General features: G+C 62.2%; 8 protein-coding genes. 5 read left to right on the plus strand and 3 right to left on the minus strand.

Annotation, left to right across the window (positions count from 1 at the left end; translation table 11 throughout):
- Positions 1–5 precede the first annotated feature (5 nt).
- The 3 genes from GM668_RS23270 to GM668_RS23280 form a co-directional block, all read right to left on the minus strand.
- The gene (locus tag GM668_RS23270; protein ID WP_155441352.1) at positions 6–2,138 is read right to left on the minus strand and encodes a DUF4214 domain-containing protein; all 2,133 of its coding nucleotides are present in this window, start codon (positions 2,136–2,138) and stop codon (positions 6–8) included.
- Positions 2,139–2,289: 151 nt separating this feature from the next.
- Positions 2,290–4,416, minus strand: a complete 2,127-nt coding sequence (locus GM668_RS23275) for a UvrD-helicase domain-containing protein (protein ID WP_155441353.1) — start codon at positions 4,414–4,416, stop codon at positions 2,290–2,292.
- Between the two features lie 39 nt (positions 4,417–4,455).
- On the minus strand, positions 4,456–5,379 hold the full coding sequence (locus tag GM668_RS23280; RefSeq protein WP_155441354.1) for a LysR family transcriptional regulator: 924 nt from the start codon (positions 5,377–5,379) through the stop codon (positions 4,456–4,458).
- A gap of 135 nt (positions 5,380–5,514) precedes the next feature.
- On the opposite strand from GM668_RS23280, the gene GM668_RS23285 reads away from it, so the two are divergent.
- Genes GM668_RS23285 through GM668_RS23305 form a run of 5 tightly spaced genes read left to right on the plus strand, consistent with a single transcriptional unit; the run spans position 5,515 to position 14,267 of the window.
- The gene (locus GM668_RS23285; protein WP_155441355.1) at positions 5,515–7,143 is read left to right on the plus strand and encodes a GMC family oxidoreductase; all 1,629 of its coding nucleotides are present in this window, start codon (positions 5,515–5,517) and stop codon (positions 7,141–7,143) included.
- A gap of 10 nt (positions 7,144–7,153) precedes the next feature.
- Positions 7,154–9,121: an alkyl/aryl-sulfatase gene (locus GM668_RS23290; RefSeq protein ID WP_155441356.1), complete on the plus strand. Its 1,968-nt coding sequence runs from the start codon at positions 7,154–7,156 to the stop codon at positions 9,119–9,121.
- Positions 9,122–9,145: 24 nt separating this feature from the next.
- Positions 9,146–10,603, plus strand: a complete 1,458-nt coding sequence (locus GM668_RS23295; RefSeq protein WP_155441389.1) for a coniferyl aldehyde dehydrogenase — start codon at positions 9,146–9,148, stop codon at positions 10,601–10,603.
- A gap of 17 nt (positions 10,604–10,620) precedes the next feature.
- Entirely contained in the window at positions 10,621–12,276 is a 1,656-nt protein-coding gene (locus tag GM668_RS23300) for a 3-(methylthio)propionyl-CoA ligase (RefSeq protein WP_155441357.1), read from the plus strand.
- Between the two features lie 50 nt (positions 12,277–12,326).
- A complete protein-coding gene (locus GM668_RS23305; protein ID WP_155441358.1) occupies positions 12,327–14,267 on the plus strand; it encodes a DUF1302 domain-containing protein in 1,941 nt (646 codons plus the stop codon).
- Positions 14,268–14,277: the final 10 nt, after the last annotated feature.

Here is a 14,277-nt window from a genome sequence, read left to right on the forward strand (position 1 = left end):
GGACTTTATAGCGGCAAGGGTTGCTGCACGCCGGTGATGACGACAGGGCCGCCGCCAAGCAGGAAGTCCGGCAGCAGGTCGAGCGCATTTTTCAGCGTAGCGTCGTCCACGATCCCCGTCATCCACACGTTGCCCGCTGTCGGATTCGCGTGGTAAGCATCGGCCAGGTCCGGCGCCGACAGGGCCGACGTAAATTCCAGCGCACCGGCGATCTTGTCGCGTGCCGCTATGGCGTCGCTGCCGCTGGCGCTGTTGACAAGGTATTGCGTCAGCGTGGCAAGGTCGATCTTCTTGTCGTGCAGCACACTGGTCCAGTAGGTCAGTCCCGCCACCTCGGCTGAACGTCCGAACAAGTTCAGATACAGTGCATTGACGGCCTCCGCGTCGCTGCCTTTGCCATGCCATTCCGGCAGCGCGCGCAGTTCGGTGGCCAGCGCGGCGGCGTCACCCTTGGCCATCCATTTTTGCAGTGCATCCGGCTCGGCGGGACGGTTCAGTATCGCCACGTACGCTTGTTCGACAGCCAGCTTGCTCATTGCCGGCGGCGCACCATTGGCTTTCGCGGTGGCCGCGGTATCGTTATGGCTGTACGGATCGAGGTCGCCGACATCCTTGGCGGTGATGCGTTCCTTGACCGCGGCATCGGTCCATTGCGGCAGCAGCGAGGCGGCCTTGTTTTCCGCCATGGCGCGCGGCAGCGTATCAGCCAGGTCATCCAGCGCGGCGCGTGCCTGCGCGGCGTGCGCAAACACGGTCCACGGATCGCTGGTATTGCTGATGTCTGCACGCGCCTGCGGGATGGCGGCGCCCATCATTTGCTTGAACGCGTCCAGCGTTGCCGTGCTGAGTGCAGCCAGTGATTTGGCTGCCGTGCCGTCCAGCACCGTGCCATCGGCCAGGTGCGGCAGGGTGGCAGCGGTGGTCAGCACTTGCAGCAGCGTGGCGCCACTGTCCAGTGGTGCGCTGCCTTTCAGCTGGACCAGTACGGATGCCATGCCTTCGTACGCGGCCCGCATTGCCACGTCCAGCGACAATTTTGGCGCAACATAGCCCGAGCCATGGTCCGGCATGCGCGCGCTCAGCATCTGCAACGTGCGCGCCACCACTTCGGCAATGCCATCGATTTCCGCGTTGTAGGCGTAGCCCTGCAGCGCGGCGGCGCGCGCAGCCGGTTCCGCATCCAGTGCCGCGTTCATGCTGTCCGCGGCAGCATTGACCTTCACGCCGAACGCGGTGGACAGCGCGGCATCCACGGCGTCCGCCGCCACACCGGTGCGCACCATTGCGTCGCGCAACGTCGTCATGGCGCTTGCATTGGCGCGCACCAGCGTGTTGGCCGGAGTGCTGCCCGTATGCTGCAGGTCCACGGTCAGCGACAGCGTGCCGTTGTGGGCGCGCTCGGTGGCTAGGTCGTAGCCGCCTGTCACCAGTACGTGCTGTTGCCAGGAAGCCTGTGGCAGAGGGAAGTCTGACGATTGCGACGATGCGAGCAAGAAGTGGCCGTTGGCATCCGTTTTGGTGGACTGTTCGCCGCGATCGAGCAGGCCGTTGCCATTGCTGTCAACGAAGACCGTGGCGTCGCGCAGGTAGCCCACGCCTTGCGCCTGGCCGCTGATCATTGTGGTGACGGCGCCCGGGTGCGCCACGTATTCCGTCAGTGCGGTACGGGCAATTTGCAGCGACGCGGTATCCGTGACTTGGTCCAGCCACATGCCGGTGATGGCGGCGATGCCGCTGTCAGTCACATACGGCTGGATGACGGGAATTTTCGCCGTCAAGTCTTGCGCGAACGAGACTTTATTGGCCAGCGCCACGGCGTCTTCGCCCTGCGCGCCGTGCACCATGGCCAGCGCTACGTTGTCACGCTTGAGCGAACCGTTATCGAGCACGCTGCTCCAGTAATCGACGCCGCCCGTCTCGCCCGCGCGGCCGAACAGGTTGTGGTACAGGGCTTTGACCATGTCCCGGTTGCTCATGTTGGCATAACGGGCATTGAATTCATGCGCCGTGGCGAATGCTGCGGCGATGCTGTCTTGCGTGGCATCGATGCCGGTCCAGTAGCGCAGACCGTCCGGATCGGCGGGGCGGTTGAAGTACGCGATGTACAGTTGCTGGATGTCGTTGGCGGTAGGTTTCATGCGTGTCTCACTCAAGGGTTGCAGCAGGCACGCCAGTCAGCGCATGCCTGTAAAAAAGATGTGCAATCCTAAGAGTGTCGCCGCAATTTAAATGTGATTATGATCACATTGTCTTGTAGATAACTTCTTGCAAGTGGTGCGCAACCGGTTGTCAGTGCCGCAGCCAGCGGCGGAACGGTTCCAGGTCCATGCCCGGCTCCACATACCACGCCTTGCGCGGCCAGTCGAACTTCGCGCCCAGCGCCTTGACTTGCTGCGCTTCGTGGATGGTCGCGCTGAGGTAATGGCGGGCCGGCATTTGTTCCTGCGCCGCCGCTTCATTGCGGGCGATTGCCTGTTCCGCCGCCGCGCCGATCGCGTTCAAACGCAGCCTTGCCAGATAAGGGCTGCGGCGTTCCGCTTCTTCCGGCGCCAGCAAGGTCAGGCGCATTTTTGCGCGCGTGGCGGCCACATAAAACAGGTTGTCTTCCTCGCGCCCGTCGGCCAGCGCGGCAGGGAATTCGCCCGCTTCCATGAAGGGCAGGATCACGTGTTCGTATTCCTTGCCTTTCGCGTTGACGGCATAGTCAATCGTCACCACATCTTTTTCGCGCTTGCGGCCCGCAAAGGCTTCCGCCGCATTGAGTTCTTGCCAGAACCCGGCCAGCGTCAGGTTGGAACGCTCGGCGGCAGCCAGGAATCCCGAAATGGATTTCGCTACGGCTTGCGCATCATGCGGGCGTACGAAAATGCGGCGAGCGGCCAGTTCCAGGTGCATTGCGTCGCACACGGCGCGCAGCACTTCATGGGCGGGAGAATCCGGTCCGAATGCGGCGGCGCAATCGATGGCGGCCTTGATCGGGCTGGCGTGGCCGCTGTCCAGGTAGCGTCCATAAAAACCGTCCAGCAATTGCGGGTGCTTGGCGATGTCGCGCTTGGCCTGTTCCAGCTGTTCGTGCGAATGTCCGGCTTCGCCAAACACCGCCAGCGCTTCCACGATAGCCATGCGCACGTCCTGCGATTTCACAGCCGCCAGGTCTTTCAACGCGATCGCCATCATGCCGCGCAAGAACAGGATTTCATCACGCTGCAAATAGCCGGCCATCGGCGGCGTGCGGTAGCCGATTTTTGCATGCATCAGCGCCTGCTCCACGGCGATGGCCTGGTGGCGGTCGCGCAGCAGCACTGTGCAGCCATCGATCGGGTAGCCATCTTTTTTCCATGCCTTGATGGCCGCCACGATTTTCTCGCCGCACTGGGTGGCGTCGGCATATTGCGCCTGGCGGATTTCCGTATGCAGCGGCAAGCCCGATTGCACGGCCTTGGCCTTGAATTCCGCCATCGCCAGCGCCAGGTGCGGGCCGTGGCGCCATGTGATGGTCAGCGGGTATTGCCGGGTATTGCCAAAGTCGCGTGCAAAGCGGCTTTCCATGAATTCGCCGCTGGCGCCCAGCTTCGAGTGGATCACCTGGTCTTTGTCGCCCGCGCCGACGAACCAGCATTCAGGCTGCGCCAGCAGGGCGGACAGGATGCGGTAGCCCGCTTCATTCAAATCGTGCAATTCGTCGCATACGACCACGCGGTAGCGGGGCAATTCGTGCGCGGCGTCCGGCGACTGCGCCAGCAATTTCGCCAGGTCATAGGTGGCGTCGTACGGGCCGCGGAATTGTGCGCTGCCGTCGCTGTCGCTGCGCAAGGTTTCATATTCAAGCGCGGCCAGGTAGTCGGCCAGCGGGGTTTTCAGGATTTCCGCAGCTTCTTCGACGCCCACGTATTCGACATCGACGCTGTCGAGCAGCATGGTGGCTTTCAGCGCCAGTTGCGCATCGATGGCTTGCGACAGCGCGATGTTGTGCGTGCGGATATCCAGGTATTCCACCTTGCCCAGATAGCGCTCGCCGACGCGGCGCAGCGCCTCCAGCAGCCACGGTTTCATGTCGCGCAAATGGTGCAGGCGGGGCGTGTCGCCATGTTCCAGTTCAGCCAGCGCCTGCTGCGCGAAATCTTCAAAAGTGGCGACCCGCACGGCGGTGGCGAGGCTATAAGGAATGCCGATGTCGAGCAAGCGCTGGCGCAGCACGTCGCGCGCTTCCGGTGTGAACGTCAACGCCAGCACCTGTTCCGGCGGCAGGCGGCGCGCCAGCGCTTCGCCGATGCGCAGGGCCAGCGTCGTGGTTTTTGCCGCGCCGGCATTGGCGGCCACCAGCGAAATGCGGTTTTGCGCCAATTGGATGGCGGATTGTTCGGCGGTGGGGATCAAGCCCTGGGGATGGAAGCGGGGAGCAGCGGTGTCGGTCATGTGGCTATTATACGAAAACGCCCTGGCGCAAATGACGAATCAGTGGCTGGCGGCAATCGTGGCAACGGTATTCGCCGCCACTTCCCTCAGCGTTTCAATGGTAATGGCTGCGCCGGGCGACATGGTGCGGCCATACAGCTGCACGACGCCCACTTCCGTCGCCACGCCGGCCAGGCCGGGGACGTCCAGCAACACCAGTTGGCCGGCTGCTAGCGCTTCCTGGCACGCGGCCTCGGTCGACAGCAATACCAGGTCGCTGTTGATCGTGGCATGGATCAGCAGCGGGACCTGGTCGCACTGCAGGGAAATCGGCAGCGCCGCATCTTGCGCGATGCCGCAGATTTTGTGCACCAGTGGTTTGACGCGGTCCGGCAGCGTGACGCTGGCCAGGCCGTAATCAAGCAAATCCTCGATGCGCAACGGCCGATTTAACAGCGGATGGCCGGCGCGCACCAGCAGGCAGCCATATTGGCGGAACAGGGGAGTAATGGTGAGGTCCGGCGCAGGCTCAATGTCGTGTGTGTCCGAGATAAAGAATTCCAGCTGTTCGCCGCGCAACTGCGCCTGCAGCTGGCGCCAGTTATTGGTGGCGATGGAAATGCGCAGTCCGGGATGGCGTTCACGCAGCAAATCCGTCAGCGGCGGGATGACGCCGGCCATCAACAGGGGCCCGGCGCCAAACGCCACGGTGCCGCCGTCGCCGCTGCGCAGCAGGGCCATGTCGCGCTCCAGCCCCCGCATTTCATAAGCCAGTTTCCTGGCGCGCGCTAAAAACACGGCGCCCACGCTGGTGACGGCCACATTGCGGTTGTCGCGGTCGAACAACAGCACGCCCAGTTCTTCTTCCAGGGTCTGGATGCTGCGGCTCAGCGCGGGCTGGCTCAGGTTCACTTTATCGGCAGCCCTGGCAAAGCTTTTTTCCTCTGCGACGGCCAGCGCGTGGCGTATCCGCTTGAAGTCCATTGTGTCCTCAGTGATGCAAAATTTGGATCATACGGATAAATATAATGCAATTTACGGTTAAAAACTCGCTCCCTATACTTTCCTTCAAGTACCGCGATGACATGACGGTACCTCAAAAAGGAAGGCCAGGAGAACATGCAGGAATTCGACTATGTAGTGGTAGGGGGCGGTTCGGCCGGTGCAACGCTGGCCGCACGGTTGTCAGAAGATGCGTCGGTAACGGTCTGCCTGCTGGAAGCCGGTGGCCCGGATAAAAGCGTATTGATTCATGCGCCGGCCGGCGTGGTGGCTTTGGTGCCGCGTCCCCTCAACAATTATTGCTACCACACGGTGCCGCAGCCAGGCTTGAATGGCCGCATCGGCTACCAGCCGCGCGGCAAGACGCTGGGCGGCAGCAGTTCGATCAACGCCATGCTGTATGTGCGGGGCCACCGCTGGGATTATGACCACTGGGCGTCGCTGGGCAACCGTGGCTGGTCTTACGACGATGTCCTGCCGTTTTTCAAGCGCAGCGAAAACAATGAACAGATCCGTGACGCGTACCATGGCCAGGGAGGGCCGTTGAACGTCACGTATCCCCGCCACGGCAGCCCCGTCAACCAGATGTTCCTGGAAGCCGCCGCAGCCTGTGGCTTGCCCACCATTGAAGACTATAACGGCGCGCAGCAACAGGGGGCGTTCCTGTACCAGGTCACGCACAAAAATGGCGAGCGTTGCAGCGCTGCCAAGGCTTACCTGGCGCCGAACAGGCAGCGCGCCAACCTGCACATCGTGACGCACGCCGTGTCGTCGCGCATCTTGCTGGAAGGGCGCCGCGCAGCCGGTATCGCGTATTTCCAGGGCGCGCAACTATGCACCGTGAAGGCGCGCCGCGAAGTCGTGATTGCCGGCGGTGCGTTTGGCTCGCCACAACTGCTGATGTTGTCCGGTATCGGTCCCCGCGCGGAATTGCAGGCGCACGGTATCCCTGTCGTACACGACTTGCCGGGCGTCGGGCAGAATTTGCAAGACCATATCGACTACGTGCAAAGCTGGCGCGTGCCCAGCGATAACCGCACGTTTGGCTTGTCCATGCGCGGCGCCGCGTACATGGCGAAAGGGATGCTGGAATGGCGCCGCCGGCGCAGTGGTCCCGTGACATCCACGTATGCGGAAGCTGGCGCTTTCATGAGTTCCAGGCCGGGCTTGCCGGCGCCGGACTTGCAGCTGGTGTTTGCGCTGGCGCTGGTCGACGACCATGCCCGCAAGGTGCACCGGGGCCATGGCTTCTCGTGCCATGTAGACGTGCTGCGCCCGTACAGCCGTGGCACGGTCACGCTTGCCAGCAGCGACGTGCGCGACGCGCCTCGCATCGACCCGGCCTTCCTGGCGGATGAGCGCGATGCAGCCCTGTTGCTGAAGGGCGCGAAAATGCAGCAGCGCATTTTCGAGCAGCCGCAGTTCGACGGTATCCGCGGCGACATGCTGTACCCGGTGCCGGCGGGAGACGATGCGGCGCTGATGCAAGATATCCGCAACCGCGCCGACACGCAGTACCACCCGGTCGGCACCTGCAAGATGGGACCCGCCAGCGACCCGCTGGCCGTGGTGGATGAACGCCTGCGCGTGCATGGCTTTGACAACCTGCGCGTGGCCGATGCTTCCATCATGCCCACCCTTATCGGCGGCAATACCAATGCCCCGACCATCATGATTGGCGAAAAGGCAGCCCAAATGGTGCTGGCAGAGGCCCGCGAACAACAGGCGGCGGCAGCCGTCATCTGAGGAGAAATACATGAACAAGATTTCATACCGGCGCGATGCGCTGGCGGTGGCGGCCGCCCTGGTTTTCGCCAACGCGGGCGCCGCCAGCGCGCCGCTGCCAGCCAGCAGCCACACGGCGCAAGCCAATAAAGCCTTTGGCGCGGCGCTGCCGCTGTCTGACCAGCAGGATTTCCAGGATGCGCGGCGCGGCTTGATCGCCACCTTGCCGGAGCGGCTGATCAAGGCCGATGGCGGCGGCAAGAATGCATGGGACGGTGCGCGCTTCGATTTCATTGACGGCGATGCTCCCGATACGGTCAATCCGAGCCTGTGGCGCCAGGAAAAGCTGAACAACCAGCATGGCTTATTCAAAGTCATGGATGGCATTTACCAGGTCCGCGGCTACGACATTTCCAACATGACCCTGATTGCGGGTAAACAAGGCTGGATCGTCGTCGATCCGCTGACTTCCGTTGAAATGGCGCGCGCCACGCTGGAATTCGCACAGCAAACGCTGGGCCGCCGCCCGGTTACCGCCGTCATTTACACGCATGGCCACGTGGACCACTTTGGCGGCATCCGCGGCATTGTGGAAGAGGCGGACGTCCGCTCCGGCAAGATCCGCGTCATTGTTCCGGAAGGGTTCATGGAATCGGCGGTGGCGGAAAACGTCCTGGCAGGTAATGCCATGTCGCGCCGCGCGCTGTACCAGTTCGGCATTACCTTGCCATGGAACCGCCAGGGCACTGTCGGCACGGGCCTGGGCAAGACTGGATCCACCGGCAATTACAGCTTGATTGCGCCGAATGAAGTGGTCAGCCAATCCGGGCAGGAATTGACGGTCGATGGAGTGCGCATGGTGTTCCAGATGGCGAACGGTTCCGAAGCGCCATCGGAATTCATGTTCTACCTGCCGGACTTGAAAGCCCTGTGCTTCGCGGAAGTGCTGAACCAGAACATGCACAACATTTATACGCTGCGCGGCGCCAAGGTGCGCGATGCGCTGGGCTGGAGCAAATACATCAACCAGCTGCTCGATGCGTTCCCGGATGCTGAAGTGGGATTCCGCAGCCACCACTGGCCCGTGTGGGGCAAGGACCGCGTGCGCGGCCACATCGTCAACCAGCGCGACATGTACCGCTTCCTGCACGACGAAGCGCTGCGCCTGGCCAACAGCGGCATGACGATGGATGACCTGGCCAATGCCAGCTATTACCCGAAAGCGTTGCGCAACGACTTTTCCACGCGCGGCTATTACGGCACGTTGAGCCACAACCTGCGCGGCGTCTACAACTTTTACCTGGGCTTCTACGATGGCAATCCGGCGACCCTGAATCCGCTGCCGCGCGTGGAAAGCGCCAGGCGTTACGTGGCGGCGCTGGGCGGCGGCGCAGCCGTATTGGCCAAGATGAAAGACGCGCATGCGAAAGGCGAATACCGCTGGGCCGTGGAAATCGGCAATTACCTGGTGTTCGCCGAACCGGACAACAAGGCCGGCCGCGAGCAGCAGGCCGCATCCTTGGAACAATTGGGCTATCAGGCCGAATCGGGCATCTGGCGCAATGCATACCTGACGGCAGCGCAAGAGCTGCGCAACGGCGCCGACAAGAAATTTGCCCTGTCCACGCAAAGCCCTGACCTGGTGCGCGCACTGCCGATGGAAATGCTGTTCGACTTCCTGGCAGTACGCCTGAACCACGAGAAAGCGGACGGCTTGTCTGTGGGGATCAACGTGCGCTTCACCGACAACGGCGACCGCTACGCGCTGGAATTGTCGAACTCCGTGCTGCATAACACGAAGGGCCGCGAATTGAAGCAGCCGGACGTATCGCTGGAGCTGGCGCAGGCCACGCTGTTCAAATTGCTGTTGAAGCAGGCGACGCTGCCGCAATTGATGCAGTCGGGCGAATTGAAAGTGGCAGGCGATCCGAAAGTGCTGGGCGCGCTGTTCAGCAACATTGAAACGTTTGATCCGCTGTTCCCTATCGTTACCCCCTAAGTTACCCAGTAAATCAACATGAACATGAGAGATACCGGTACGACTCCGGAGGGGACGGCTTGCGCCTCTCATACGGATGTAGCGCTGCTGCACACGGCTTTTGCCGCGCTGCGCACCGCCAGCAAACTCGATCGCACGCCGCAGTACGCCATTCGCATGGACCGCTTGCGCCGCCTGCTGGCGCTGACGTCGCAAAACCAGGACCGTATCCTGGCTGCCATCAGCGCGGACTTTGGCCACCGTTCTGCACATGAAATGCAGCTGGCGGAAATTTTCACGACGCTGTCGGCCATCCGCCACAACATGCGCCACTTGCGCGGCTGGATGAAAGCGCGGCGCGTGGCCACGCCGCTGCATATGCGTCCAGGCCGCAGCCGCCTGCTGCGCCAGCCGCTGGGCGTGGTCGGCATTATCGCGCCGTGGAATTACCCGTTCCACCTGGCGATGGCCCCTGCCGCTGCCGCGCTGGCTGCGGGCAACGCGGTCTTGATCAAGCCCAGCGAACTGACGCCGCGCCTGTCGCAGTTGATGAAGGAACTGGTCGAACAAACGTTTGCGCCGCATGAAATGGCCGTGGCGACAGGCGGCGCGGAAGTGGGCGCCGCGTTTTCCGCGCTGCCGTTCGATCACTTGTTCTTCACGGGCTCTACGCAAGTAGGCCGCGCCGTGGCGCAAGCGGCGGCCGCCAACCTGACGCCGGTGACGCTGGAACTGGGCGGCAAGTCGCCTGCAATCGTGGCGGCGGACTGCGACCTCGACGTGGCTGCGCCGCGTCTCGCGTTCGGCAAATTGTTCAACGCGGGCCAGACCTGCGTGGCGCCCGACTATGCACTGGTGCCGCGCCAGCGTATACAGGCATTCGTGCAAGCCATGCAGCGCGCCACGCGAGCGATGTACCCGGGCGTGATGGATAACGCGGATTACACGGCCATCGTGTCGCAGCGCCATCGCGAGCGCCTCGCGCGTTTGCTGGACAACGCGCGGCAACAGGGCGCTGTCGTGGTGCCGCTGGCCGCGCCGGAAAACACTGCCGGTCCGCACCTCAAGCAAGCCCCCGTACTGGTATTGAATGTGAACGACAGCATGCAAATCATGCGGGAAGAGATCTTCGGCCCGTTGCTGCCGGTGGTTCCGTACGACACGCTGGATGACGCGCTGGAATACGTCAACCGTGGCGACCACCCGCTGGCGCTGTACTGGTTCGGCAAGTCTGTTGCGGAACGCGAGCGCGTGCTCAAGGAAAGCATTGCGGGCGGCGTGACCATCAATGACGCCCTGTGGCATGTGGCGCAGGAAAACCTGCCGTTTGGCGGCGTTGGCGCCAGCGGCATGGGCAGCTACCACGGCGAACACGGTTTCCGTACGTTTTCCAAGGAAAAGCCGGTGTTCGTGCAAGCCCGCTGGAATGCGTTCGGCATTTTCCGCCCACCCTATGGCCGCCTGTTCGAGCGCGCCATAGGCGCACTGAAAGCCCTGTTCTGAATGACGAGGAGTCAACCATGTTGGGATTGATGCAAGACCAGCCGCTGGTGGTGTCGCACGTATTGCAACACGCCGAGCGCAACCACCCGGAAGGGGAAATTATTTCGCGCACCGTTGAGGGGACGGTACACCGCACCACGTATGGCGGCATGGCACGCCGTGCGCGCCGCCTGGCCAATGCATTAACAGCGCTCCATATCAGGCAGGGCGACCGGATTGGCACGCTGGCATGGAATACCTGCCGCCACATGGAACTGTATTTCGGCGTGTCTGGCATGGGTGCTGTGCTGCACACGATTAATCCGCGTCTGTTCCCGGAACAGGTGGAATACATCGTCAAGCATGCGCAGGATGAATACCTGTTCTTTGACATGACGTTCGCGCCGTTGATCGCGAAAGTTGCACCGCTGCTGCCGAACGTCAAAGGCTTCATAGCCATGACGGACCGGTTGACGATTATGTCCATCAATGACCTGCACATCCCGCGCCTGCTGTGCTACGAAGATTTGCTGGAGGGCGCCAGTGAAGATTTCCAGTGGCCGGAACTCGATGAGCGCAGCGCGTGTTCGCTGTGCTACACGTCCGGCACCACGGGCAATCCGAAAGGCGTGCTGTATTCGCACCGCTCCACCGTGCTGCACTCGATGGCCATGTGCAGTGCCGATGGTGCGGCGCTGGCGTCAAACGATACCGTCATCGTGGTGGTGCCGATGTTCCACGTCAACGCATGGGGCTTGCCTTATGCGGGGGCCATGTGCGGCGCCAAACTGGTGTTGCCGGGGCCTGCACTGGACGGCGCCAGCGTGTATGGCATGTTGAAAAATGAAAGTGTAACGCTGGCGCTGGGCGTACCGACCGTATGGCTGATGCTGTTCCAGCACGTCGACGAGCTGGGCTTGGACCCGCGCGCTGAATTGCAGCTGCGCCGCGTCGCCATTGGCGGTTCCGCCGTGCCGCGCGCCATGGTGGAAACCTTCATGGACAAGTTTGGCGCTGCCGTGCTGCATGTGTGGGGAATGACGGAAATGTCGCCGCTGGGCACCTTGTGCCGTTTGCTACCGAAGCATGATTTGCTCGATGCCGAGTCGCAAATGCAAGTGCTGCTAAAGCAGGGACGTGCGCCGTTCGGCGTGGAACTGCGCATCACAGACGCAGATGGCAAGGTGCTGCCGCGTGACGGCAAGTCGTCCGGCCATTTGAAAGTCAAGGGGCCCTGGATACTCAAGCATTACTTTGGCGCGGAACACGAACAGCTGTTGGATGGCGATGGCTATTTCGACACTGGCGACATTGCCAACATCGATGCTGACGGCTACCTGCAAATCACGGACCGCGCCAAGGATGTCATCAAGTCCGGCGGTGAATGGATTTCTTCGATCGACCTGGAAAACGCTGCCATGGGGCATGCGGCTGTGGCGGAAGCCGCCGTCATCGGCGTGCCGCATGAAAAGTGGCAGGAACGCCCGCTGCTGATCGTCGTGTGCAAAGCGGGTACATCGCTGTCGCGCGCTGCCATGCTGGCTTACCTGGACGGCAAAGTCGCCAAGTGGTGGATGCCGGATGACGTTGTGTTTGTCGACGAATTGCCGCATACGGCGACCGGCAAGGTGCAGAAACTCAAGCTGCGCGAACAGTTCAGGCAATACCGCCTGCCGCAAACCGAGGCGGCATAGCGCCGGCAACGGCGCGCTCGGCAAATAACGATAAAACCACAGGAGATGAAATGAAACAGGAAGCACCAGTAATCCACCATGTGCGCCCGCGCACCATGGCGGCGGCATGCGCGGTAGCTGTGGCGGCGCTGGCTGCGCCGGCGCATGCCGACACGTTCACGCTGGATAACGGCGTCGAAGGGCGCTGGAACATCAACATGTCGCTGGGCCACAGCGTCAGGACTGCCGGCGCGGACAAGAATTTGATCGCCAAATCGAACGGCGGCACGGCAAGCAATGGCCAGGACGACGGTAACTTGAATTTCAAGAAAAACGATCCGATTTCCACGGTTGCGAAAGCGTCCGCCGAACTGGAACTGAAGCAGGATAACCTGGGCCTGTTCGTACGCGGCAATGCCTGGTACGACTATGTCACGAGCCACAAGGGCATGGAACACGGCAGCAACCTGAATGGCTACGTGCCGGGTGCGCGCTTGTCCGATGAAGGCTTCGACAAGCTGTCTGCCTTCAGCGGCGCCGCGATTGGCGACGCTTATGTGTTCGGTAACTTCGACCTCGGCGGCAATCCGCTGCAAGTGAAGGCCGGACAGCAAGTGGTGAACTGGGGCGAGAGCCTGTTCATCCCGGGGCTGAACGCGATGGGCGCGTTTGACTTGACGGCGGCGCGCCGCCCGGGTGCGCAAGTGAAAGAAATCCTGCGCCCGCTGCCGCAAGTGGTGGCCAACCTGGGCTTGGGCAATGGCCTGTCGGTGGAAGCGTTTTACCAGTTCAAGTGGAAACGCACGGTGCTCGATGGCTGCGGCACGTACTGGTCGATTGCCGACGCGCTGAATTGCCCGACCGGCATCGTCGTGTTTGGCGACGCCATCGGCGATGACCGCACGCAGTTCAATGGCGTGCCATTGCTGGCCAAGCTGCCCGCGCCTTTGCTGGCAACGGTCGGCCTGGCGCCGACGTCACCCATCAACTTCCGTCTGGGCCGCGCGCCGGAAACCACGCCAAAGAACAGCGGGCAGTTTGGCTTGTCATCGCATTACTTTTCCGATGAGCTGGGCACGGACTTCGGCGCTTACTTCACCAATTACCATGCGCGCATACCGGCGCTGATGGTGGTCAAGACCCGGTCCGACTTGCCATCCGTCTTTTCAGGCGCGATCGCGGAGCTGGCCGCAAAACTGCCGGCTGCTGCAGCCGCATCGCTGGGCGTACTGGGCAAGATTGGCGCCGGCCGTATGGCATGGAATTACGGCATTGAAAATATCAAGGCGCTTGGCGTTTCCGCATCAACCACGGCGGGCGGCGTCTCGCTGTTCGGCGAATTGGTGCACACCCGCGACATTCCCGTGCAAATCAACGTGCCCGACCTGTTGATCGGCTCCATGCTGGGCCTGGGCCCGCAAGGCTGGATGGCCAAGGCCACGCGCGACTCTTCGGTGGCTGACGGTACGCAGGTCGGCGGCTATGAACGCAAGAACAAGACGCAGCTGCAAATGTCGTTCATCAGGCAATTCCCGCAAGTCGCGGGTGCGGACGCTCTGAACGTGATTGGCGAAGTGGGCGTGCAGCGCTGGAGCGGCATCGGCAACGCGTACAACGGCACGCGCTACGGCCGTGGTTTCCTGTATGGCTTTGGCGACTACACAGGCGCGCCGGCCTGCGCAGGCTTGAACGCCAACGCAGGCTATTGCAGCACGGATGGCTATGCAACCACGTCGGCCTGGGGCTACCGCGTGCAGGCGGAATTGTCGTATCCGAACGCCTTTGCAGGCGTGACGTTGAAGCCGCGCGCCTTCCTGTCGCATGACGTCAATGGTGTTTCAGCGGACAACACGTTCTTGAAAGACCGGCGCAGCGCCGCCATCGGCTTGCGCGCCGAATACATGAGTCGCTACTACGCGGATTTCACGTACACCCGCTACAACCATCACGCCAAATATGACCAGTTCCATGACCGCGACTATGCATCGCTGGTCATCGGGGCCAACTTCTGAGGAGAGCTGA

Source organism: Pseudoduganella ginsengisoli, assembly GCF_009720865.1.
Lineage (GTDB): Bacteria > Pseudomonadota > Gammaproteobacteria > Burkholderiales > Burkholderiaceae_D > Rugamonas > Rugamonas ginsengisoli.